Consider the following 22,472-nt stretch of genomic DNA (forward strand, 5'->3'; position numbering starts at 1 on the left):
GGCCCGGCACACCACCGTGTGCCGGGCCCCGTCGTCTGTGTCGCGGTGGGTTCTGTTCCCGTGGGCGAACTTTCAGCGTCTCCCGTACTATCGCGGGCGAGGGACACCGCCCGGGGAGAACGAAGGAGGACGGTGTGGGAGTCTGGGAGTGGATACGGCGCTTCGCCGCGACGACACCGGGTGTCGTCGGCGCGGTGCTCGTGATCACCACGATCACCTGTCTACTGGCCGGATCGACCGTCGGCGGGCAGCTCGACGCGAAGATCGAGCGCACCGATCAGGTCCTCGACCGCACCGAGCCCCTGGCCTTCGCCGCGCAGAGCCTCTACGTCTCGTTGTCGGCGGCCGACGCGGGCGCGGCCACCGCGTTCCTGTCCGGCGGCATCGAATCCCCGCAGGTGCGCGACACCTACGAGCAGGCCCTGGCCGACGCCGCCGCGGCGCTGGCCGAGGCGACCGCCGGCGCCACCGACGCGCAGAGCCGGGCGATCGTCGCGCGCATCGCCGCCGACCTGCCGACCTACACCGGCCTGGTGGAGACCGCCCGCGCCAACAACCGGCAGGGCTTCCCGGTCGGCTCGGCCTATCTGCGGCAGGCCTCCGACCTCATGCAGACCTCCCTGCTGCCGCAGGCCGAACAGCTCACCGAGGCCCGCTTCGCGGCTGTCCGTGCCGACCAGGACCGCGTCGGCGCGCTGCCCTGGACCGGTGTGCTGCTGTTGCTGCTGGTCCTGCTCGCCTGCGCGGTGGGCTCGGTGCTGTTGCTGCGCCGCACCAACCGGCTCGTCAACGCCGGGGTGGCGTTGGCCGCGGCGGCCACGCTGCTGGCCCTGCTGTGGACCGCCGGTGCCACCCTCGCCGCCGCCCGGGTGCTCGACACCGGTGACGACGGCGCCGGCGCGCGGGTCGAACACCTGGCCGGCGCGCGCATCCTCGCCCAGCAGGCCCGCACCGACGAAACCCTCGCCCTCATCACCCGCGGCGACATCACCGCCCCGGAGAAGGCGTTCCAGACCCACACCACCGAGCTCGCCCAGCGCCTCACCGAGGCGGGCGCGGGCGACTCCGCCGCCGATCGCGCCCTGACGAAGTGGACCGCGGGCCACAACGCCCAGCGCACCGCCTACGAGAAGGCCGACTACGCGGGCGCGGTGGCCCAGGCGATCGGCACCGCGCCCGACAGCTCGGCCACCAGCTTCGCCCACCTCGACGAGGAACTGCGCGGCGCGCTGGCCCAGGCCCGCACCGATCTGCGCGACGGCGTCGACGACGCGGCAACCCTGTTGACGCTGAGCCCCTTCGGCACGCTGGCCCTGCTGCTGGCGGCGGCGGGCGCGGTGATCACCGGCCTGTGGCCCCGGATCAAGGAGTTCCTGTGAACATCCGACGTCCCCTGCTGGCGGCCGCCCTCGCCGTCGTCGCCGTGCTGGCCACCGGGTGCGGTGACGCGCCCGCCCCGTCCGTCGTCGCCGCCACCGCGGTCGCGCCCCCGCTACCCGGCGCCGAGGAGATCACCTCCGCGCCCGTGGAACAGGGCGGCGGCATCTGCGACACCGAGGGCACCCTCGCTCCCGGCGCGCAACCCCGTCCGGGAGCGATGCCCGCGGGCTCGACCATGGCCGCGATCGTGGCCAACGGACGGCTGCGGGTCGGCGTCGACCAGAACACCTACATGTTCGGTTTCCGCAATCCGTCCACCGGGCGGCTCGAGGGTTTCGACATCGACCTGGCCAGGGAGATCGCCCGCGACCTGTTCGGCGACCCCGACAAGATCGAATTCCGTTCCGTGACAGCCGCCGAGCGCATCCCGCTGCTGCAGGACCAGAAGCTCGACATGATCGTGCGCACCTTCTCGGCCACCTGCGAGCGGCGCCGCGAGGTCGGTTTCTCCAGCGCCTATTACGTGGCCGCGCAACGGATCGTGGCCCCGCGCGGCTCCGGGATCGATTCCGCGGCCGCGCTGGCGGGCAAGCGGGTGTGCGTGGCCAAGGGCACCACCGCGGCCGCCCCGCTGTTCGCGCTGGCGAAACCGCCGTCGGTCCTCGGGGTGACCAACTGGACCGACTGCCTGGTCGCCTTGCAGCAGGGCACCGTCGACGCGATCAGCGGTGACGAACCGATCGTCGCGGGACTGGTCGCCCAGGACCACAATCTGGCGATCGTGGGGGAGTCGATCGGCACCGGCGCCTACGCGGTCGGCGTGCCCAAGGGCGACGAGGACCTGGTGCGCTTCGTCAACGGCGTGCTCGACCGGGCCCGGGCCGACGGCACCTGGCAGCGCATCTACCAGCAGCATCTGGCCGCGCTCGGCCCCTCGCCCGGGCCGCCCGCGCCCCGGTACGTCGGATGACCTCGCCGATACTCGGTACCGCCGAGATCGATCGTGAACTGTCCGCCCGCACCGCCGAACTGGCCACGGTGACGAGCACCCTGCTGGAACTGGACCGGCATCCCGGACTGGTGCTGGTGCGCCGCTACCCGCCCGCCGGGGAGACCGCGCGCCGCTGGGCGCCGGTGGAACGGGCGCTGGCGGCGCTGTGGGAGGACCTGGGCCGGGTGCGCGCCATCCTCACCGAGGCCGAGACCGTCCGCGCGGGGCGGGCCCGGCTCGACGACCGGGCCAGGGCGCGGCTGACCCTGCTGCTGCGCGGCCGCCCCCACGAGATCGACCGGATCCCGATTCCGCTGGCGCAGCGCGGGCTCACCGGCCCGAGCGAAACCGTGGTCACCGTCGGCATCACGGACTGCCTGGATCGCATGCGCGCCGCGTTCGCCTTCGTCGTCCCGTTCGCCGAGGCGGTCGAGGCCGTCGACCGACAGATCATCGGCGCGGTGGCTCCGCTGCAACAGCGCGTCGAACAGGCGCACGGCGCGCTCGACGCCGCCGCCGAACCGCTCGCTGTGCTGCTGCGCCGGGCGGGCACCGACCCGCTCGGTTTCGCCCCGGGCGAGGTCACTGCCGAACTGGCCGCGCTCACCGCCCTGGTCGACACCGAAACCGCGCGGCACGCCGACCATCTCGCCGTCGCGGCCGACCTGCCCGCCGCGCTCGCCGCGCTGCGCGAAGACCTGTCCGCCCTCGGCGCCCTCCAGCGCCGCGCCGCCGACGCCGCGCGCCGCGCCGAGCACCGGATCGCCACCGCCGAGATCCCGGCAGGCGGCGAACCGGTGGAGCGCCTGTCCGCCGAACTCGACACCCTCGGCACCGCGCCCACCCGGCCGACCGTCGAACACCTGCTCGCGCTGCGCGCCCGCGTTCGGCACGCGCGTGAAATCGCCACGCGGCGAGCGGAATTGGCCGACGGACTGCTCGACCGACGGGCCGAACTGCGCGGTAGGCTCACCGCCTATCGCGCCAAGGCGGACCGGCTGGGTCTGAGCGAGGATCGCGATGTGCTCGCCGCCGACCGGATCGCGGACGGGCTGCTCGGGCGGCGTCCGTGCGATCTCGCCGCGGTCACCCGCGCGGTCGCCGACTATCGTTCGATCATCGGGGAGAAAGCGGGGCGGAGAGCATGACATGTAGTGAACCCGGGTGCGGGGGCGCCGTGGAGGACGGCTACTGCGCCGTCTGCGGCACTGCACCCGTGGCGAACGCGGCACCGGCCGCCGAGGTACCCCCGCGCTCACGCACCACCGCCCAGCCCCGCGCCGGTGCTCCCGTCACCCCGGCCCGCGCGCCGGGCACCTGCGCCGAACCCGGTTGTGCCGGAACGATCACCGACGGCTACTGCGAGATCTGCGGCACCGCCCCGACCGCCGCCGGGCCCCTGCCGACCGGCACCGGCACCGCGCCCACCGGCACCGTCCACAGCCCCTCGGCCCCCACCATCAGCGAACGCGGCCGCACCTCGAGCCGCTCGGTGCGCACCCGCAGCGGCTCGGCCCGCTCGGCCGCACGCGGCAGGCTCGGCGCCGGACTCGTCGAAGTGCCCCCGGTGCCGCGCGTGGACCCCGCCACCGCCGTGCTCACCGACCCGCAGGTCCCCGAATCGGATCGCTACTGCGGCAAGTGCGACAAGCCGGTCGGGCGCGGCCACGACGGCGTCGCCGGGCGCACCGCCGGATTCTGCCCGCACTGCGGCACGCGCTACTCGTTCGTCCCTCGGCTGCGCGCGGGCGATCTGGTCGGCGGCCAGTACGAGGTGGCCGGTGCCCTCGCCCACGGCGGGCTCGGCTGGATCTACCTGGCCACCGACCATCGCGTCAACCGGCGGTGGGTCGTGCTCAAGGGCCTCATCGACACCGGTGACCCCGACGCGCTCGCCGCGGCACTGGCCGAACGCCGCTTCCTCGCCGAGGTCGACCACCCCAATATCGTCAAGATCCACAACTTCACCGAGCACGTCGACGCCGCGGGCGACCCGGTCGGCTACATCGTCATGGCCTACGTCGGCGGCACCTCGCTCAAGCAGATCCTGCGCGCCCACCGCGCCGCGACCCAGACCTTCCTCCCGCCCGCCCAGGCCATCGCCTACGTGCTGGAGATGCTGCCCGCCCTGGGCTACCTGCACGCGCGCGGCTGGGCCTACTGCGATTTCAAGCCCGACAACGTGATGCAGACCGAGGAACGTCTCGAGCTGATCGACCTCGGTGCCGTCATCGCCATGGACGACACCACCAGCCCCATCTACGGCACCCTCGGCTACCAGGCCCCCGAGATCGCCGAGACCGGCCCCACCGTGGCGACCGAGATCTACACCGCGGGCCGCACCCTGGCCGTGCTCATGATGCGGGTGCGGTCGGTCGACGGCCGCCTCGGACCCCTGCCGACCCCCGAGACCGAACCGCTGCTGGCCGAACACGATTCACTGCACCGGTTCCTGCTGCGCGCCACCGACCCCGACCCGCTGCACCGCTTCGCCTCCGTGAGCGAGATGGCCGATCAGCTCACCGGCGTGCTGCGCGAAGTCCTGGCCACCGGCGACGGCGTCCCGCGGCCCGGCATGTCGAGCGCGTTCGGCCCGGCCCGCGCCGTCTTCGGGATCGACAGCGCCACACCCGAACCCGCCGCGCTGGTGGCCGGTCTGCCCGCCCCGCTGGTCGACCCGGGTGACAGCGGCGCCGCGCTGCTGGCCACCACCGACGCCGCCACCCCCGCCGAACTCGAGCAGGCGCTCACTGCGGGACTGCGCGCGGTGGTCACCGGCACCGGGGAGTCGACCGAGATCCCGCTGCGCCTGGTCCGTGCCGAACTGGAGGCAGGCGACACCGCCGCCGCGCTGGCCCGCCTCGATGCCCTCGGCCCCGACCTGGAATTCGACTGGCGGCCGGTCTGGTACCGGGCCCAGGCCGCCCTGCTGACCGGCGACCACACCGCCGCCGCCCAGGACTTCGACTCCGTGTACGCGGCGCTGCCCGGCGAAGCGGCCCCCAAACTGGCACTGGCCGCCGCCCTCGAACTCGCGGCGCGCGCCGGCGAGCCGGACACGATCGACGAAGCGGGCCTGCGCCGCGCGCTGGCGCTCTACGATCTGGTCTGGCGCACCGACCACACCTACCTCGCGGCGGCGTTCGGCGCGGCCCGGCTGCGCCGCGCACTGGGCGAGCGCCCCGGCGCGGTGACGGTGCTCGACCAGGTCGAGCGGTCCTCGGCGATGTTCACCGAGGCGCGGGTGGCGGCCGTGGAAACGCTGCTGGCCGACCGCGATCCGGGGGAGCTGGACGAGACGCTGCTGCGCGAGGCGGGGCAGCGGGTCGAGGATCTGCGGCTGGACTCGCGCAAGCGGGCCGCGCAGGTGCGGATGGCGGTGCTGGACGCCGCGCTGACCTGGCTCCGGTCGGGGCAGCGGCCGCGGGCACCAGGCAAGCTGTTGGACGTGGAATTCACCGAGCAGGGAGTGCGGACGGGGTTGGAACGATGCTTGCGGACACTGGCGCGCGACGCCGAGGACATGTGGACCCGGTTCCATCTGGTGGACCGGGCGAACGCGGTGCGGCCCAGGACCACGCTGTGAACGCGCCGGGCTGTCCGGACTGTGGGGGGTCGGCCAGGGCGGGACACCGCTTCTGTGAGGGCTGCGGCCGGGAGCTCGGGGTGCGCAAAGTCGCCATCCCCGTGCACGATCCGGTCGCGGTGCCCCAGTGCTCGACCTGTGGGGAACGGCGCTACGAGAGCGGGCTGTGCGTGCAGTGCGGCAGCCCCAAACCGATGCCCGACCGATTCGAGGACGACCTGGGCGCGGTCTACCTGCTCACCGATCGCGGGATCAGCCACTCCCGCAACGAGGACGCGGTCGCCGCGGCCGTGCGCGAGGGCGACGGCATCCGGGTGATCGTGGTCAGCGACGGCGTCTCCACCTCGCAGGACCCGCAGGCCGCCTCCGGCACCGCGGCCCGCACCGGTGTGGACGCGGCTCTGGCCGCGCTGGCCGACGGCCGCTCCGACACCGACAGCGTGATGGCCGGGCTGGCCACGGCCACCGCCGCCGTGCGCGGTATGTCCCGCACCGCCGAGTACGCGCCGTCGTGCACCTACGTCTCGGCGATCGTGCGCGACACCCCGACGGGTACCGAGATCACCGTCGCCAATGTCGGTGACAGCCGGGCCTTCTGGCTGGCCGCGGGCGATCCGACCGCCTCGCGCAGGCTCAGCGTCGACGACTCGTGGGCCCAGGCCCTCGTCGACGCCGGCGCGATGGACGAAGAGGCCGCGATGCACGACCCGCGCGCCCACACACTGCTGCGCTGGCTCGGCGCCGACGGCAGCGAGACGCCGTGGTCGGGCAACTGCCTGCAGCGCATGACCGTCACCGAACCCGGCACCCTGCTGCTGTGCAGCGACGGCCTGTGGAACTACCTGCCCGACGCGGTCGCGCTGGCCGGGTTCACCGTGGAGACCTCACCGCAGGCCGCGGCCCGCGCGCTGGCCGACTTCGCGCTGAACAGCGGTGGCAGCGACAACATCACCGTCGCGCTCGCCCCGGTACCGGTCCCGGGCGTGGCGGCACCGGCTCCGGGAGCGCTATGAGTTCGGCAGAGACCGCGGGGATCTCGATCGCCGTCGACCAGAACGAGTTCCTCGCCGAGGGCGCGAACGTGGTCGACGCGGTGCTGACGGTGACCACGGGTCCCGAGCTGGCCGCCGTCGCCACCCCGCCCCCGCGGCTGGAGATCCTGATCATCGACTGCTCGGGCTCGATGGGCAACAAGCAGAAGTTCGAGCACGCGCGCGCCGCCACCCGCACCGCGATCGACGAGATCCCGGACGGCACCGCCTTCGCGATCATCGAGGGCACCGAGACCGCCCGGCTGATCTATCCGGCCGACGGCCGCCTGACCGCGCCCGCCGATCGCACCCATCGCGGCGCGGCGCGCACGGCGCTGGGCACGCTGCGCCCCGACGGCGGCACCGCCATGGGTTCCTGGCTGGCCCTGGCCCGCCAGGTCGCCGCCGCGCACCCCGGTGCCCAGGCGCACGCGATCCTGCTCACCGACGGCAAGAACGAGCACGAGACGCCCCAGCAGCTGGCCACCGAACTCGACCGCGCCGAAGGGCTTTTCGTCTGCGACTGCCGCGGTGTCGGCGCCGACTGGGCCGCGGCCGATCTGCACACCATCTCCTCGAAACTGTCCGGCGACGCCGACATGGTCGCCGACCCGAAGGATCTGGCCCGCGATTTCGCGGCCATGATGCGCTCCTCGACGGCCCGGGTGATCCCCGAGCTCACCCTGCGGGTGTGGACGCCTGCGGGCGCACGGGTGCGGATGGTCAAGCAGGTCGCCCCGGTGCTCGAGGACCTCACCGCCCGGCGCACCGACACCGGCGCGCAGGTGGGGGAGTACCCGCTGTCGTCGTGGGCGGCCGAGGAACGCGAATACCACCTGCGGATCGAGCTGGAACCGGCCGCGCCGGGTCGCGAGAAGCTGGCCGCGCGCCTGACCGTGCTGGCCGGTGACGAGGTGCTCGGGCAGGGCCTGGTACGCGCGGTGTGGACCACCGACACCACGCTCTCGACCCGGATCAGCACGCGGGTCGCGCACTACACCGGTCAGGTCGAGCTGGCCCAGGCCGTGCGGGAAGGTCTGGCCGCGCGGCGCAGCGGTGATCTGTCCACCGCCACGGCCAAGCTGCGCCGGGCGGTGGAGCTGGCCGCGGCCTCCGGGCACGAGTCCACCGCCAAGCTGCTGCGCGGGGTGGTCGAGGTCGACGATCGCGACGGCACGGTGAAACTGCGCGGTCAGGTCGCCGCGGCCGACGAACTCGCGCTCGACATCCGCTCCACCAAGACGGCACGGGTGCGCCCGGAGGGAGGCTGACATGCCGGTGTGCGCGGACGGGCACCAGTCGCGGGCCATCGACTACTGCGATGTCTGCGGTTCGGCGCTGACCGGCGGCCCGACCCCCGATCCCGCCGCCGCGCTGCGGCTGTGCCCCTCGTGCGCCACGCCGACCAGCGGCCGGTTCTGCGAGGTGTGCGGACACGATTCGGCTTTGCCCGCCGCCCCGGCCGCGGGCAGGCCCGGCGACGCCACCGGCCCCGGCGAGCGAGCGCCCGCGGGAACCCGCTGGGTCGCCCGCGTCTTCGCCGACCGCGAGTTCTACACCAGGGTCCAGGCCCGCAAGGGACCCGACGCCGAACGCGTCGCCTTCCCCGAGACCTACCCCGAGCGCCGGATCGAGTTGCGCGGCAGCCAGATCCTGATCGGCAAGCGCTCGACCTCGCAGGGCATCGTCCCCGAGATCGACCTCGGCATCGCCCCGGCCGACCTCGGGGTCTCGCGCGCGCATGCGATGATCCGGGTGGACGAGACCGGCGCGCTCACCGTCACCGATCTCGGATCGACCAACGGCACCAGCCTCGACGGCGCCGAGACGCCGATCGTGGCGCAGGTGGCGGTCGCCGTGCGCGACGGCAGCCGGATCCATGTCGGCGGCTGGACGACCATCGCGATCAGCGCCGAACCATAGACGTATCTGTTCACCGAACCGTAGGGTCTGGAGATCATGACGAAGTTCGACGGGAAGACCTGCCTGATCACCGGCGCGGCCAGCGGCCTCGGCCGCGCCACCGCGTTCGCGGCCGCCGCCAAGGGCGCTGACCTCGTGCTCACCGACATCACCGAGGACACCCTCGCCGCGACCGCCGCCGAGCTGCGCGCCCAGGGTGCCACCGTGCACCTGGCCCACGCCGCCGACGTCAGCGACCACGCCGCCGTCGTCGGCCTGGCCGCGCACACCTTCGAGGCCGTCGGCCGGGTCGACATCGTGATGAACGTGGCCGGAATCGCCACCTGGGGCACCGTCGACAAGCTCAGCCACCAGCAGTGGCGCCGCACGGTCGACATCAACCTGATGGGCCCCATCCACGTCATCGAGGAGTTCGTGCCACCGATGATCGAGGCGGGCCGCGGCGGGCACATCGTGAACGTGTCCTCGGCGGCCGGGCTGTTCGGCCTGCCCTGGCACGCGCCCTACAGCGCGACCAAGTTCGGGCTGCGCGGTGTCTCGGAGGTGCTGCGCTTCGATCTGCGCCGCCACAAGATCGGGGTCAGCCTGGTGTGCCCCGGCGCCATGGCCACCCCCATGGTCGACAGCCTCGACATCGCCGGGGTCGACCGCGACTCCGAGGCCCTGCACAAGGCCATGAAGCTGTTCCTGCGCCACGCCGTCACCCCCGACCAGGCCGCCACCGCGGTGGTCAAGGGCGTCGAACGCAACCGCTACTTCGTCTACACCTCGCGCGACATCCAGTTCGCCCACTGGGGCCAGCGCTACTTCCCCTACGGCTACACCCTGGCGATGCGCGGTCTCAACAATGCGATGACCAGCTACGCGACCAAGAACTCCCTGGTGCGCTGACCCCCGCGCCTACCCGGCCAGATCGGCCGGATCGGTGTTGGCGCCGCACAGGATGACGCACACCCGTTCTCCCGGCTCCGGCCGGTAGACCGGGCCCGAGCCGGTGTCGAGCAGGGCGGCCAGCGCGGTGGCCGCGCCGTGCTCGACCGCGATCCGGTGCTCGGCCCACAGCTGCCCGCGGGCGGCGCGGATCGTGTCGTCGTCGACGAGGACCGAGCGCACATCGCCCTGCTGCGCGGCGGCCAGCGCCAGGGCCGACACGTTCGGCGCGCCCAGGGAATCGGCGGCGATCGAGTCCACGCCGACCTGGACCGGCCGTCCCGCGGCGAGTGCGGCGTGCAGCGACGAGCACCCGGCCGGTTCCACCGCGATCGTGCGCACCCCGGCGTGCCGGGCCGCGACCGCGGTCCCGGTGAACAATCCGCCGCCCCCGACCGCGACCAGCACCGTGTCCAGATCGGGAATCCGGGCGGTGATCTCGCGCAGCAAGGTGCCCGCCCCGGCGGCGATGAGCGGATGGTCGTAGGCGTGCGCGGCCAGCGCCCCGGTACTCGCGGCGAACTCCTGGCATGCCGCCAGGGCCTGCTTGTATTCCGGACCGATCAGTCGTACCTCGGCGCCGTAGTCACGAAGTCGACCGATTTTCACCGGCGGTGCCGTCTCGGGCAGGAACACCGTCGCGGGCACCCCCGCCGCGCGGGCCGCCCAGGCACACGCCAGCCCCGCGTTGCCGCCGGAGGCGATCGTCACACCGGCCTCGGGCAGCGTGCCCGCCGCCGCGTGCGCGCGCACGAAGTTCTGCGCGCCGCGCGCCTTGAAACTGCCGGTGAACTGCAGGAACTCCAGCGCGAACCACAGCGGATCCGGCCCGGGACCGGCCGGTGCGACGGTGACCGGACGGACCAGTCCGTCGATCCGGGCCGCGGCCGCGGTGATGTCGTCGTAGGTGGGTGTCACTCCTCGACTATGCCACCGGCGCCCCGCGTGTCGCGGCGTGTCGAACCGCCTGGTGAGCGGCGTGATTGTTACGAGGGGTTTACGCCGGGCCCGGTCTGGGTACATCACAGATTGGTAACAAGCTCGAAGGCGGGATGTCGTGTCGGAACGGGGACGCGAATTCCCTACCGAACCGGCGCACACCCCGGCGTGTCAGCAAAGGATGTGCACATGAGCGAGCGAACTGAGCGATCGATGGTCGCGCCGCGCGAGAGCGGGGTGCGGGCATGAGCGCGAACCTGATGATCGTGGACGACGACGTCCAGATGCGTGGGAGCCTACGCCGCGCGATGGAAGACGAGGGCTATGCCGTCGCCGAGGCCGGCATCCCGGCCGACGCCCTCGACCGGCTCCGCAACGACGGGCCGCCGGACCTGATTATCGTGGATCTGATGCGCGGCGAGACCGACGGCTTCGACTGCATCCGGGAGATCCGGCGCGACCACGACGTGCCGATCATCGTGATCAGCACCCGCTACGACACCCACGACGTCGTGGCGGCCCTGGAAGCGGGCGCCGACGACTTCGTCAGCAAGCCGTTCGAGATCAAGGAGATCACCGCCCGGATGCGCGCGTTGCGGCGCCGGGCCAGGATCACCGCCGATCGCGACGCGACGCCCGAGGCCGTGCTCGACGCCGACCCGGCCGCCCCGCTGGTGCTCGCCACCGACGCGGGCGCGGTCCGCCGCGGCGACGAGGAGATCCACCTCACGGTCACCGAATTCCGGTTGCTGTGCGAATTGGCCGAGACCCCGGGGCGTGTGCTCAGCCGATCCGTACTGCTCGAAAGAGTCTGGGATCAAGGATTCTTCGGAGACGAACGCATCGTCGATGTCCACGTGCGCAGGCTGCGCACCAAAATCGAACGCGATCCCTCGGATCCGCGCATCGTCGTCACCGTGCGTGGCCTGGGCTATCGCCTCGACGTGCAGTCGCAGTAAACGATTCGTCATACAACCGCAAAGAGCTCGACACAAAGACCGCAAAGTCGAATGGACATGTTAGATATATGCCAACGTCCACCATGTCCCTCGAGCCCACGGCCAACCCGGCGGAGCGCGGTTCGGAAACGATATTGCGCACGCCGCGGCTGGGTGACGGAGCCCAGTTGTGGCGGATCGCCCGCGATTCACAGGTGCTCGACGTCAATTCCAGCTACGCCTATCTCCTGTGGTGTCGCGATTTCTCGGCCAGCTCCCTGATCGCCGAAATCGACGGTCACGCCGCCGGATTCGTCATCGGCTACGTGCGGCCCGAATCCCCGGACACCCTGTTCGTCTGGCAGATCGCGGTCGACGCCGAATTCCGTGGACGCGGCTTGGCCGCGAGAATCCTGCACGCATTGCTCGATTCGGTGGCCGACGCCGGAATCACCACGCTGGAAACCACGATCTCACCCGGAAACACCGCCTCACAGGCGTTGTTCTCCGCGGTGGCCCGGGAGCGCGGCGCGCAATTGCGCGTCGACTCCCTGTTCGAAGAGAACGATTTTCCCGATTCACACGAGGCCGAACAGCTGTATGTCATCTCACCTGTTCAGCGCCAGGAGGAACGACGATGATCACGACCACCGACACCAGCATTTTCGAGGCCATGGAATCGAATGTGCGCGGATACTGCCGTGACTGGCCGTCCGTCTTCACCTCCGCCCAGGGCGCCTGGCTGCGCGACGAGCAGGGGCGCGAATACCTCGATTTCTTCGCCGGCGCGGGCGCGCTGAACTACGGGCACAACAACCCGATTCTCAAGCGCGCGTTGATCGACTACATCGCCAAAGACGGCATCACCCACGGCCTGGACATGTCGACCGTGGCCAAACGGGAGCTGCTCGAGACCATCCGCGACACCCTGCTCTCGCCGCGCGGTCTCGACTACAAGGTGCAGTTCCCCGGCCCGACCGGCGCCAACGCCGTGGAGGCCGCGCTCAAGCTGGCCCGCAAGGTCACCGGCCGCAAGACCGTGCTCAGCTTCACCAACGCCTTCCACGGCATGACCCTGGGCGCGCTGTCGGTCACCGGTAACGCCGCCAAGCGTGCCGGGGCCGGGGTGCCGCTCGAGCACGCCACCCCGATGCCCTACGACGGCTACTTCGACAACACCATCGAGGACTTCGGCTGGATGCAGCGCGTCCTCGACGACAGCTCCTCGGGTTTCGACCGCCCCGCCGCGGTGATCGTGGAGACCGTGCAGGGTGAGGGTGGCGTCAACCTGGCCCGCGCCGAATGGCTGCGTCACCTGGCCGGGCTGTGCGCCGCGCGCGACATCCTGCTCATCGTCGACGACGTGCAGATGGGCTGCGGCCGCACCGGTCCGTTCTTCTCCTTCGAGATCGCCGGCATCACCCCCGACATCGTGACGCTGTCCAAGTCGATCGGCGGCTACGGCCTGCCGATGGCGCTGGTGCTGCTCAAGCCCGAGCACGACCAGTGGGCCCCGGGCGAGCACAACGGCACCTTCCGCGGCAACAACCCGGCCTTCGTCACCGCCACCGCCGCGCTGCGCGAGTACTGGTCCGACGACAAGCTGGCCCAGCAGACCGCCGCCAACGGCGACTACGTGGCGCGCACCCTGTCGGCGGTCGCCGACCGGCACGAGGGCGTGTCCACCCGTGGCCGCGGCATGGTGCACGGCATCGTCTTCGACGACCCGTCGCAGGCGGCCAAGGTGTGCCGCACCGCCTTCGAGCAGGGCCTGCTGGTGGAGACCTCGGGTTCGATGGACGAGGTGGTGAAGCTGCTGCCCCCGCTGACGCTGCGCAGCGACGAACTCGACAAGGGGTTGTCCGTGCTGACCTCCTCGATCGACACCGTGTGTGGGGGTGCCGCATGATCGTGCGCACCACTGCCGATATCACCGGCACCGAACGCGATGTGGCAGGTCCCGGCTGGCGCAGCAAGCGCATCGTGCTGGCCGGGGACCGGGTCGGTTTCTCCTTCCACGAGACCACCATCGAGGAAGGCACCGTCCACGAGTTCCACTACCAGAACCATGTGGAGGCCGTCTGGCTGGTCGAGGGCGAGGGAAGTCTGCTCGATCTCGACAACCAGCAGGTCTACCAGCTGGGCCCCGGCTCGATGTACCTGCTCGACGGCAACGAACGTCATCAGGTCACCGCCCGCACCCGCCTGCGGATGCTGTGTGTGTTCAATCCGCCGGTCACCGGCCGCGAGGTACACGATGAGAACGGGGTGTATCCGCTGATCGTCGAGGAGGATGCCCGTGTCTGACCGGCTCGACCGTTACCCCACCCGGTTGGCCGAGCCCGCCCCCCATGTCGAGCGCACCGATCCGACGGTGTGGGGGCGGGTCACCTCGCCGGAGCTGGCCGGCTTCGACGCGAACGGTTTCGCGACGATCCCCGCGCTGCTCAGTCCGGAAGAGGTGGCCGCCTTCGGCGCCGAGATCGGCCATCTCGCGGCCGATCCGCTGCTCTACGGCGACGAGCGGGTGATCACCGAATCCGGCAGCGGACAGGTGCGTTCGGTGTTCCAGGTGCATCAGCTCAGCAAGCCCATCGCCGGGCTGCTGGCCGAATCACGGGTCGTCGGCCTGGCCGAGGAGATCCTGGGTTCGGCGGTGTACCTGCACCAGAGCCGGGTGAACTACATGCCCGGTTTCGGGGGCAACGGTTTCGGCTGGCATTCCGATTTCGAGACCTGGCACGCCGAGGACGGGATGCCCGCGCCGCGGGCGGTGAGTCTGTCGATCGCGCTGACCGACAACTACCCGTTCAACGGCAGCCTGATGGTCATGCCCGGTTCGCACCGCACCTTCGTGCCGTGCCTGGGTGAGACGCCCGACGGGCACTACCGGGAGTCGTTGAAGCAGCAGCGGATCGGCGTACCGACCACCGACGACATCACCTTCCTGGCCGCCCGCTACGGCATCACGCAGTTCACCGGCAAGGCCGGGTCGGCGCTGCTGTTCGATTCCAATGTGATGCACGGGTCGTCGAACAACATCACGCCCTATCCGCGGTCGAACATCTTCCTGGTGTTCAACAGTGTCGAGAACGCGCTGGAGGAGCCGTTCGCGGCGCCGCAGCCGCGTCCCCGGCACATCGCGGCCCGGGATTTCACGCCGGTGCGCGAGTACGCGCCGGGGCTGGCGGGGCAGGTGCGCTAGAGGATCCGGGGTTGCCCGGACAGCTCGGACAGGGAGGCCGTGGCCCGCGGATCGTCGGGGGCCGCGGCCTTCCACCATCGTTCGGCGGCGGCGCGATCGCCCGCGCGCAGGGCCAGCACGCCGAGATCGTAGGCCGCGGCGCTGTGCCCGGCCCTGGCGGCCTGCGTCCACAGCAGGCGGGCCGAGTCGTGTTCGCCGCGGTCGTGCATGGCGGTGCCCAGATCGTGCAGCGCCCGCCCGAAACCGGGCTGATCCGGTGGGGGCGGGGGAGCGGTCGAGATCGGCGGCGGCTGCTCGAGCGTGGGCGGGTCGGCCGCGGCGACCGTGGTGAGTTCCACGACGAGTTCGTTGAAATCCGGCGTGCCCGGCCCGGTGCTGCACCACAGCGTGGACCCGCCGTCGGGCAGCAGGTCGACGACCATCCCGTAGTTGCCGGTCCAGGACTGCTGCCCGCCCTCGCCCGCCACCCACACCGGGGTGAGGGTGAACAGCGCGTCGGGGGCGTCGGCGGTCACCTCGATGTCCACGCCCTCGGTGAGCGCGTCGGCCCAGATGTCCACGCCCGCCAGGGATTTCCCGTTGTGCCGCACATGCCCGTCCTGCACGCTCAGCCCGAGCCCGAGTCCGGAGACCTCCGCGGGCGGCATCACCGACAGCGCCCGCAGCCGCACCGCCGTGGTCCCGGACGGCAGCGCCTCGGCGTACATCGGATACACCGCCGCGCCACACCAGTCGATCGGGTCGGCGCCGGTGTAGCGCTGTTCGAGTGGCAGTGGATCGAGCGGATGTCGCGCGCCGGGATCATTCATCGGTGCAGCCCACCCTTTCCGCCTGACGAACCCCCTCGCGGCACCGGTCCGGTCCGCGGTTGCGCGCTATACCGTACCCGGGTCCGCGCGGCACCGCGAGTGATTCGCGACAACGTCGTGGCGGCCCGCTGACCTGCTGTGGGTGCCGGATCCGGCGCGCGGCAGCGGGATTCGCCAGGACGTAGCCGGACCGATCGGGCCGGGGTCAGACCGCGACCGACTCGCCGATCTCCTCCTCGACCGCGGCGGGCGCGACCGGCCTCGGCGCCACCCGCGCCTCGTGCCGCCCCGCGATCAGCACCAGCACCACGCCGACGGCCAGCCAGCCGAACAGTCCGAGCAGCCGCGCGCCGTAGCCCGCGCCGCCGTCGAAGTAGAGCAGATTGCGCAGCCCCTCCACGAAACCGGCGCCGTTCCAGAACGAATGCAGCGCACCGAAGAAGCCGTTCTGCAGCTGCGGCCCGTACACCCCGCCGGAGGTGGTGAAGTTCAGCATCACGAACAGCGTGATGAGCGCGAGTGTGGTCCAGCGCTTCAGGAAGGTGTGCAGCCCGATGCCGATCAGGATGATCCCGCTGGTGTAGAGCCAGGCGAAGCCGAACACCGCCGCGTACCCGTGGTCGATCACATCGAAGACCCCCGCGGCCACCACGACCCCGATCAGGCTGACCACCAGCGCCGTCACCACGCCGACCGCGGCGCGCACCCGCATCCGCAGCGTCGCGCCGGCCGCGCCGATCACCGCGACACTGCCGTAGGCACCCACACTCAACGCGACCAGCAGGAAGAACAGCCCCTGCCCCGACGGGTCGCCGTCGGCCTTGGCCGTCACGTCGGTGACCACCAGCGGCACGCCCTGATGATCGGAGACCTGCCGGAAGGCGAGCTCGGCGGCCATCGCGGTGGTGTCCGAGCCCGCCGTGGCGACCAGCAGCTCCGGCCGGGTCTCATCGGGGATGTAGGCGCCGATGAGTTCGCGCTCGTGCAGCTTGTCGATCGCCGCCGCCTTGTCGGGCACCGTGACGACATCGAGCCCGGCCCCGCCCCTGTCCTTCATCGTCTGCGCCAGCACCATCGCCTGCGACGAGTCACCGACGACGGCCAGTTCCAGATGGTTCGGCGTGGGCTGGTGGAAGGCGCCGAGATAGGCGAAGGCCATCCCGAGGCACATCAGCAGCGGCGTCAGCAGGTGCCCGGCCAGATGCCGGAACTGGGTGCGAGTCATCGACGAGGTTCTCCAAACAGTTGGTAAATGCAACTATAGATTGTTGTAGGATACAACTATGAGTGCGCGAGACACAAGGGCCGCCGATGTGGACACCATCCAGCGGGAGCTCACCGCCTTCGCCCGCCGCGCCCGCGGCCGTGCCGCCGAACTGCACCCCGAGCTGAGCCTGGTGGCCTACAGCATCCTCGACCTCGTCCTCGAGCGCGGCGGCTGCCAGGCCACCGACCTCGCCGAACAGTTCCTGCTCGACAAGTCGACCGTCAGCAGGCAGGTGAGCGCCCTGGAGAAGCAGGGCTACCTCGAGCGCGAGGTCGACCCCGGCAACCGGCGCAACCATCTGCTGCGCGCCACCGAGGCGGGTCGCGCGGTGGCCGGGGCCGCCGAACGCCGTCGCCGCGAGGCCTTCACCGACCGATTCGCCGAGTGGACCGACGCCGATGTCGCCGCGCTGGCCGCCGCGCTGGTCCGCTACAACCGCGGCGACTGAGCGGCATCGCGCGAATCCGGCGGTCGACCCGGTGATCCCCGCCGTGACGAGGTGATTCGGCATCCGCGTGGCTATCGCGCCCGTCACCGTCGGCCCCGGTCGGTTCCGCGACCAGGCACGCGAGTCGGTATAGTCGCCGCGGATGAGTAGTGACACCACCCACCCCGCGCAGCAGCGAACGCCACGCCCGATCAACCGAGCATGGTGGCTGGTGCCGGTGCTGCTCACGATCGCCTCGGTGATCTACATCGAGCTCCCCGGCTGGCCGTTCAAGGGCTATTCGGGCGGCTTCATCGATCTCCAGGTCTACCGCCTCGGCATCGAGGCGATGCGCGACGGCGCCGACATGTACGGCCAGCTGCCCAAGACCACCGCGGGCATCGGACTGCCGTTCATCTACCCCCCGTTCGCGGCCATCGCCCTGGCCCCGTTCGCGCTGCTGCCGTGGGGTACGGCCAAGATCCTCTACGTGCTGGCCTCGATCGCCGCCGTGGCCTGGACGCTCTACCTGGTCGCGCGCCGCTACCAGCCCGCCAGCTTGCAGGCCGCGCTGTTCGTCACCGCGTGCGCGCTGCCGGTCGCGATGGTGCTGGAACCGGTGCGCTCGACCATCGACTTCGGCCAGGTGAACCTGCTGCTGATGGTCCTGGTCGCCACCGACTGCCTGCTCCCGAAGACCCGCTACCCGCGCGGCATGCTGATCGGCCTCGCCGCCGCCATCAAGCTCACCCCGGCCGCGTTCGTCCTCTACTTCCTCGTCCGCAAGGACTACAAGGCCGCCGCCACCGCCGCGGCCACCGGCGCGATCGCCACCATCGCCGCGTTCGCGCTGCTGCCCACCGAGTCCACCCGCTACTGGTTCGGCGGCCTGGGCAATGTCTCCGGGCTCAGTGGCTCGGCCTTCCACACCAACCAGTCCATCCAGGCCGTGCTGGCCCGCCTGCAGATCACCGGCCTGCCCTTCGACGCCCTGTGGCTGTTCTTCGGCGCCCTGCTGCTTGCCCTGGTCGTGCTGGCCATGCGCAAGGCCGCCGACGCCCCCGCCATCGCCCTGTCGCTCAACGCGGTGTTCACGCTGCTGCTCTCGCCGATCTCCTGGTCGCACCACTGGGTCTGGATCGCCCCCGCGCTGCTGGCCATGGTCTGCCAGGCCCGCACCCTGCCCGCCGCGGCCGCCCGTGGCTGGTACGCCACCTCGGCCGTGGTCGCCTTCGTCTTCATCGTCGGCCCGCACAGCCTGCTGCCCGACGGCGAACACCGCGAGACCGCCTGGGACTGGTGGCAGCACCTCGTCGGCGACACCTACGTCTGGCTCGCCGTCGCCCTGGTCGTGCTGTTCCTCGTCACCGGCCGCCGCCCGGCAGGCACCCCGGACACACCCACCCCCGTAGAGGAACCCGCCCGCGCAGGCTGACCCCCGAGCGCACCCGGGAACTCGCCCGCCGGGAGGACTTCCAGCCCGGTCATTCTCGCCACCACGTGAACCGCGCCGTCGAATGCCGTTCGCCCGGCGGGTGATTCAGCCGGGTGCCGGCGTGGGGCGACACCGTGGTGGTGGCAGTCGCGACCGGCGGGACGGGCGCGGTGACGGCCCGTGTGATCGGATACCATGCTCACACCCTCTCGGTCCAGCAACCGGCCGGCAGAGTCAGTGTCGCGCTGTGGCGCTAGTGATCGGAGACTGTCGTGCACACCGTGGGATTCGTGCTGTCCGAATCAGGTGGGAGGCGGTGAAAGCGGATCTCTTCCCCGACGAGACCGCCCCCGGATCACGCCGCAGGCTCCACATCCTGCTGGTCGAGGACGACCCCGGCGACGCCGTCTTGGTCGAGGAGATGGTCGCCGACCTCACCCCGCGCCTGCGGCTGGACTGTGTGCGCACGCTGGCGGAGGCCGGTGAACGGTTGCGCACCGAGGTCCCCGACTGCGTGCTGCTGGACCTGCACCTGCCCGACGCCAGCGGACTCGAGGCGCTGGCCCGGATCCGCGCGGACAACGACCAGGTCGCCGTCGTGGTGATGACCGGCCTGGACCAGGAGCACACCGGCCTGGCCGCGCTGGCCTCCGGCGCGCAGGACTACCTGGTCAAGGGCCGGGTGGAAGCGGAACTGTTCGGCCGCGCGGTGCGCTACGCCATCCAGCGCAAGCAGGCCGAACGCACCAGCGCCGCCCTGCAGGCCAGCCAGATGCGCGCCCAGGAGAACGCCCGCCTCGAACGCGGACTGCTGCCGACACCCCTGCTGGGTGCCGACCACGCCGTCGAGGTCGTCTCCCGCTATCGCCCCGGCCGCGACCACTCGCTGCTCGGCGGCGACTTCTACGACGTGGTGCAGGCCCCCGACGGCCTGGTCCACGCGATCATCGGCGACGTCTCCGGCCACGGCCCCGACGCCGCGGCGACCGGGGTCGCGCTGCGACTGGCCTGGCGCACACTGGTACTCAGCGGCGTCACCGGCGCCAGGCAGCTGGAGCTGCTGGAGGAGGTCCTCGTCGCCGAACGCGCCGACGAACAGACCTTCGCCACCGCCACCAGCCTGCTGCTCGATCCGGCAGCGGGTAAGGTCCTGGTCCGCCGTGCGGGCCACCCGGGCATGATGCGCCACAGTGTGCGGGAGGTGGGCTGGATCGAGGTCCCTGGCGGGCCCGCCCTCGGCTTCGTCCCCGGTCACGCGCAGTGGCCCGCGCACGAGGTGAGCCTCGACGCCGACGCCGGGCTGATGCTGTTCACCGACGGCCTGTTCGAGGGCCGCGTCGGTGACGGCAGCGAACGGCTCGGCGAAGCCGGACTGCTCGACGCGGCCCGCACGCTGCGGGCCGGGCAACCGGAGAGCTTCGTCGACGCGGTGATCGCGCGGGTAGCGGAATTGTCCGCCGCGGCAGGTGGTCTGGACGACGACGTGGCCGTGCTCTACATGCGATGGCGCCAAGTGGGAAGACAGTGATGACACGCACGAAGAAAGACGGTTCCTCCCGGCTGGTCGGCCGGATGACGGCGCAGGGCTGGTTCCAGCTGGTGTTCGCGCTGATGATCTTCGCCGTGATCGTGGGTGCGGCGGCGGGCGCGCAGGTCATCACGCACACCAGCCGGGTCACCGATCGACTGCTCGCGCAGACCATGCCCGCCGCCACCGAGGCGTCCCGGCTGGAGAACGCGCTGGTGAACCAGGAGACCGGCATCCGCGGCTATGCCAGCACCGGTGACCCGCAGTTCCTCGAGCCCTACACCACGGGCAGACAGGAACAGGCCCGTGCCGCCGTTCGCCTGCGCGAGCTGCTCGCCGACTACCCTGAGCTGCTCGCCGACCTCACCGCGGTCGAACTCGCCGCCCAGCAGTGGCGCGGCGAATACGCCGAACCGGTCGCCACCACCGCACTGGCCGTGCGCACCGACCCCGCGGTCGCGGTGCGCGGCAAGACCCTCTTCGACACCCTGCGCGACCGTCTCGCCGCGCAGGACACCGATCTCGCCGCCGCCGTCGACCTGGCCAACGCCCAACTGGAATCGGCGCGCACCACACGCAATCTCGTGCTGTCGGGCATCGTGGCCGCCTTCCTGCTGACCGGGGTGCTGCTCACCGTGCTGGTGCGGCGGCTGGTCGTCGCGCCGTTGCGCTACCTCACCGACTCCTCCCAGCGGGTGGCCGCCGGCGAATTCGACGCCCACATCACCGCGGTCGGGCCGTCCGACATCGCCCAGGTGTGCGAGGCGGTGGAGTACATGCGCCACCAGATCGTCGCCGAGCTCGCGTCCACCCGGGTCCAGGAGGCGGCGTTGCAGCAGCAGGCCGAGGAACTGCGCCGCTCCAACGCCGAACTCGAGCAGTTCGCCTACGTCGCCTCCCACGACCTGCAGGAGCCGCTGCGCAAGGTGGCCTCGTTCTGTCAGCTGCTCGACAAACGCTACGGCGACAAGCTCGACGAGCGCGGCAAGCAGTACATCGACTTCGCGGTCGACGGCGCCAAACGCATGCAGATCCTCATCAACGACCTGCTCACCTTCTCCCGGGTGGGCCGCATGTCCGACGGCACCGAACCGGTCGAGCTCGACCGGACCCTCGACGACGCGCTCTCGGCACTGTCGGCGAGCATCGAGGAATCCGGGGCGAAGATCGACCGGCCCGAATCACTGCCCCGGCTCGTCTGCGAACCGACTCTGCTGACCATGCTGTGGCAGAACCTCATCGGCAACGCGATCAAGTTCCGCAGCCCCGACCTGGCACCGGTGATCACTGTCTCCGCGGCGCCCACCGCCGAGGACGATCAGCAGTGGGAGTTCTCGGTGTCGGACAACGGCATCGGCATCGCCCCCGAGTTCGCCGAGAAGGTCTTCGTGATCTTCCAGCGCCTGCATTCCCGGGACGCCTACGGGGGCACCGGAATCGGCCTGGCCGTCTGCAAGAAGATCATCGAATTCCACGGTGGCCGCATCTGGATCGACACCGACCACCGCGACGGCACCCGCCTGTGCTTCACTCTCCGGGCCGACGCGCCCGCCCTGCCCGCCCGAACCGCCCAGAAAGAGGCCATCGCATGACCGACCCCGGCCAGCCGATCGACATCCTGCTCGTCGAGGACGATCCCGGCGACGAACTGATGACCCGAGAAGCCTTCGAGGACAACAAGATCGGCAACACCCTGCACGTGGTGCGCGACGGGGAGGAGGCGCTGGAGTTCCTCTACCGCACCGGCGCCCACGCCGACGCGCCGCGGCCGGACCTGATCCTGCTGGACCTGAACCTGCCGAAATACGACGGTAGGCAGGTGCTGGAGAAGATCAAGGCCGACCCGGACCTCACCCACATCCCGGTGGTGGTCCTCACCACCTCGGCGGCCGAGGAGGACATCCTGCGCAGCTACAAGCTGCACGCGAACGCCTACGTCACCAAGCCGGTGGATCTCGACCAGTTCATCGCCGCGATCCGCCAGATCGACGAGTTCTTCGTCCAGGTCGTGCGGGGCCCGCCGCGTGGCGCCCCACACCCCCGCCGCCAAGAAGGCAGAGGGCGCACACACCCCGCGGGGGCG

21 protein-coding genes are annotated in these 22,472 nt (G+C 71.3%); 18 read left to right on the plus strand and 3 right to left on the minus strand.

Translation table 11 applies throughout. The features are described 5' to 3' along the window. The first annotated feature begins 134 nt into the window (after nt 1-134). The 8 genes from ACWEMY_RS27255 (at nt 135) to ACWEMY_RS27290 (ending at nt 9,802) form a co-directional block, all read left to right on the plus strand. Nucleotides 135-1,379, plus strand: coding sequence for a hypothetical protein (locus ACWEMY_RS27255; protein WP_375927978.1), 1,245 nt, complete (start codon nt 135-137; stop codon nt 1,377-1,379). Next, nucleotides 1,376-2,350: a glutamate ABC transporter substrate-binding protein gene (locus ACWEMY_RS27260; protein ID WP_452392322.1), complete on the plus strand. Its 975-nt coding sequence runs from the start codon at nt 1,376-1,378 to the stop codon at nt 2,348-2,350. Before ACWEMY_RS27255 ends, ACWEMY_RS27260 begins: the two co-directional genes overlap by 4 nt. Further along, nucleotides 2,347-3,519 carry a hypothetical protein gene (locus ACWEMY_RS27265; RefSeq protein WP_452392323.1) on the plus strand — a complete coding sequence of 391 codons (1,173 nt, stop codon included), beginning with the start codon at nt 2,347-2,349 and terminating at the stop codon, nt 3,517-3,519. The genes ACWEMY_RS27260 and ACWEMY_RS27265 overlap by 4 nt, the downstream gene beginning before the upstream one ends. Next, on the plus strand, nt 3,516-5,957 hold the full coding sequence (locus ACWEMY_RS27270) for a tetratricopeptide repeat protein (RefSeq protein ID WP_452392324.1): 2,442 nt from the start codon (nt 3,516-3,518) through the stop codon (nt 5,955-5,957). Before ACWEMY_RS27265 ends, ACWEMY_RS27270 begins: the two co-directional genes overlap by 4 nt. An 80-nt stretch (nt 5,958-6,037) precedes the next feature. After that, entirely contained in the window at nt 6,038-6,970 is a 933-nt protein-coding gene (locus ACWEMY_RS27275; RefSeq protein ID WP_375927971.1) for a PP2C family protein-serine/threonine phosphatase, read from the plus strand. Continuing rightward, entirely contained in the window at nt 6,967-8,259 is a 1,293-nt protein-coding gene (locus ACWEMY_RS27280) for a vWA domain-containing protein (RefSeq protein ID WP_452392325.1), read from the plus strand. Before ACWEMY_RS27275 ends, ACWEMY_RS27280 begins: the two co-directional genes overlap by 4 nt. A 1-nt stretch (nt 8,260) precedes the next feature. Beyond that, nucleotides 8,261-8,911, plus strand: a complete 651-nt coding sequence (locus ACWEMY_RS27285) for an FHA domain-containing protein (protein WP_375927967.1) — start codon at nt 8,261-8,263, stop codon at nt 8,909-8,911. Between the two features lie 36 nt (nt 8,912-8,947). Next, nucleotides 8,948-9,802, plus strand: a complete 855-nt coding sequence (locus ACWEMY_RS27290) for an SDR family oxidoreductase (protein WP_452392326.1) — start codon at nt 8,948-8,950, stop codon at nt 9,800-9,802. Between the two features lie 9 nt (nt 9,803-9,811). Here the strand turns inward: ACWEMY_RS27290 and ACWEMY_RS27295 are convergent, their stop codons facing one another. Further along, entirely contained in the window at nt 9,812-10,759 is a 948-nt protein-coding gene (locus tag ACWEMY_RS27295) for a threonine/serine dehydratase (protein ID WP_452392327.1), read from the minus strand. Between the two features lie 266 nt (nt 10,760-11,025). On the opposite strand from ACWEMY_RS27295, the gene ACWEMY_RS27300 reads away from it, so the two are divergent. The 5 genes from ACWEMY_RS27300 to thpD all read left to right on the plus strand — a co-directional run bounded on the left by ACWEMY_RS27300 (nt 11,026) and on the right by thpD (nt 14,923). Continuing rightward, nucleotides 11,026-11,739, plus strand: a complete 714-nt coding sequence (locus ACWEMY_RS27300; RefSeq protein WP_452392328.1) for a response regulator transcription factor — start codon at nt 11,026-11,028, stop codon at nt 11,737-11,739. A gap of 68 nt (nt 11,740-11,807) precedes the next feature. Further along, nucleotides 11,808-12,359, plus strand: a complete 552-nt coding sequence (ectA, locus tag ACWEMY_RS27305; RefSeq protein ID WP_375927959.1) for a diaminobutyrate acetyltransferase — start codon at nt 11,808-11,810, stop codon at nt 12,357-12,359. After that, on the plus strand, nt 12,356-13,627 hold the full coding sequence (ectB, locus tag ACWEMY_RS27310) for a diaminobutyrate--2-oxoglutarate transaminase (protein WP_375927957.1): 1,272 nt from the start codon (nt 12,356-12,358) through the stop codon (nt 13,625-13,627). Before ectA ends, ectB begins: the two co-directional genes overlap by 4 nt. Beyond that, nucleotides 13,624-14,025, plus strand: a complete 402-nt coding sequence (locus ACWEMY_RS27315) for an ectoine synthase (RefSeq protein ID WP_375927955.1) — start codon at nt 13,624-13,626, stop codon at nt 14,023-14,025. The genes ectB and ACWEMY_RS27315 overlap by 4 nt, the downstream gene beginning before the upstream one ends. Continuing rightward, nucleotides 14,012-14,923, plus strand: coding sequence for an ectoine hydroxylase (thpD, locus tag ACWEMY_RS27320; protein WP_452392329.1), 912 nt, complete (start codon nt 14,012-14,014; stop codon nt 14,921-14,923). Before ACWEMY_RS27315 ends, thpD begins: the two co-directional genes overlap by 14 nt. Here the strand turns inward: thpD and ACWEMY_RS27325 are convergent. Together ACWEMY_RS27325 and ACWEMY_RS27330 are read right to left on the minus strand one after the other, a co-directional pair. Next, the gene (locus ACWEMY_RS27325) at nt 14,920-15,732 is read right to left on the minus strand and encodes a tetratricopeptide repeat protein (RefSeq protein ID WP_452392330.1); all 813 of its coding nucleotides are present in this window, start codon (nt 15,730-15,732) and stop codon (nt 14,920-14,922) included. The genes thpD and ACWEMY_RS27325 overlap by 4 nt on opposite strands. 205 nt (nt 15,733-15,937) lie before the next feature. Further along, nucleotides 15,938-16,957 (minus strand): hypothetical protein, encoded by a 1,020-nt coding sequence (locus ACWEMY_RS27330; RefSeq protein WP_452392331.1) that lies wholly within the window; start codon nt 16,955-16,957, stop codon nt 15,938-15,940. Nucleotides 16,958-17,015: 58 nt separating this feature from the next. Here ACWEMY_RS27330 and ACWEMY_RS27335 point away from each other — a divergent pair, with 58 nt between their 5' ends. The 5 genes from ACWEMY_RS27335 to ACWEMY_RS27355 form a co-directional block, all read left to right on the plus strand. Then, complete coding sequence (locus ACWEMY_RS27335; RefSeq protein ID WP_452392332.1) at nt 17,016-17,447, plus strand: MarR family winged helix-turn-helix transcriptional regulator; 432 nt, start codon at nt 17,016-17,018, stop codon at nt 17,445-17,447. Nucleotides 17,448-17,589: 142 nt separating this feature from the next. Beyond that, nucleotides 17,590-18,861, plus strand: a complete 1,272-nt coding sequence (locus ACWEMY_RS27340; RefSeq protein WP_452392333.1) for a glycosyltransferase 87 family protein — start codon at nt 17,590-17,592, stop codon at nt 18,859-18,861. A 316-nt stretch (nt 18,862-19,177) separates the two neighbouring features. Continuing rightward, nucleotides 19,178-20,389, plus strand: a complete 1,212-nt coding sequence (locus tag ACWEMY_RS27345) for a PP2C family protein-serine/threonine phosphatase (protein WP_452392334.1) — start codon at nt 19,178-19,180, stop codon at nt 20,387-20,389. Further along, nucleotides 20,389-21,981, plus strand: a complete 1,593-nt coding sequence (locus ACWEMY_RS27350; protein WP_452392335.1) for a sensor histidine kinase — start codon at nt 20,389-20,391, stop codon at nt 21,979-21,981. The genes ACWEMY_RS27345 and ACWEMY_RS27350 overlap by 1 nt, the downstream gene beginning before the upstream one ends. Next, nucleotides 21,978-22,472: response regulator (locus ACWEMY_RS27355; RefSeq protein ID WP_452392336.1), on the plus strand; the 495-nt coding region annotated here is incomplete at its 3' end. The genes ACWEMY_RS27350 and ACWEMY_RS27355, both read left to right, overlap by 4 nt.

Source organism: Nocardia sp. NPDC004415 (assembly GCF_053602435.1).

What these genes read in the sequence shown, in the direction of transcription:
- ACWEMY_RS27330 (WP_452392331.1), bottom strand. Translation starts at nt 16,957, where the DNA reads ATGACTCGCACCCAGTTCCGGCATCTGGCCGGGCACCTGCTGACGCCG.
- ACWEMY_RS27340 (WP_452392333.1), top strand. Translation starts at nt 17,590, where the DNA reads ATGAGTAGTGACACCACCCACCCCGCGCAGCAGCGAACGCCACGCCCG.
- ACWEMY_RS27280 (WP_452392325.1), top strand. Translation starts at nt 6,967, where the DNA reads ATGAGTTCGGCAGAGACCGCGGGGATCTCGATCGCCGTCGACCAGAAC.
- ACWEMY_RS27335 (WP_452392332.1), top strand. Translation starts at nt 17,016, where the DNA reads ATGAGTGCGCGAGACACAAGGGCCGCCGATGTGGACACCATCCAGCGG.
- ectB (WP_375927957.1), top strand. Translation starts at nt 12,356, where the DNA reads ATGATCACGACCACCGACACCAGCATTTTCGAGGCCATGGAATCGAAT.
- ACWEMY_RS27290 (WP_452392326.1), top strand. Translation starts at nt 8,948, where the DNA reads ATGACGAAGTTCGACGGGAAGACCTGCCTGATCACCGGCGCGGCCAGC.
- thpD (WP_452392329.1), top strand. Translation starts at nt 14,012, where the DNA reads ATGCCCGTGTCTGACCGGCTCGACCGTTACCCCACCCGGTTGGCCGAG.
- ectA (WP_375927959.1), top strand. Translation starts at nt 11,808, where the DNA reads ATGCCAACGTCCACCATGTCCCTCGAGCCCACGGCCAACCCGGCGGAG.
- ACWEMY_RS27285 (WP_375927967.1), top strand. Translation starts at nt 8,261, where the DNA reads ATGCCGGTGTGCGCGGACGGGCACCAGTCGCGGGCCATCGACTACTGC.
- ACWEMY_RS27270 (WP_452392324.1), top strand. Translation starts at nt 3,516, where the DNA reads ATGACATGTAGTGAACCCGGGTGCGGGGGCGCCGTGGAGGACGGCTAC.
- ACWEMY_RS27350 (WP_452392335.1), top strand. Translation starts at nt 20,389, where the DNA reads ATGACACGCACGAAGAAAGACGGTTCCTCCCGGCTGGTCGGCCGGATG.
- ACWEMY_RS27325 (WP_452392330.1), bottom strand. Translation starts at nt 15,732, where the DNA reads ATGAATGATCCCGGCGCGCGACATCCGCTCGATCCACTGCCACTCGAA.
- ACWEMY_RS27315 (WP_375927955.1), top strand. Translation starts at nt 13,624, where the DNA reads ATGATCGTGCGCACCACTGCCGATATCACCGGCACCGAACGCGATGTG.
- ACWEMY_RS27300 (WP_452392328.1), top strand. Translation starts at nt 11,026, where the DNA reads ATGAGCGCGAACCTGATGATCGTGGACGACGACGTCCAGATGCGTGGG.
- ACWEMY_RS27265 (WP_452392323.1), top strand. Translation starts at nt 2,347, where the DNA reads ATGACCTCGCCGATACTCGGTACCGCCGAGATCGATCGTGAACTGTCC.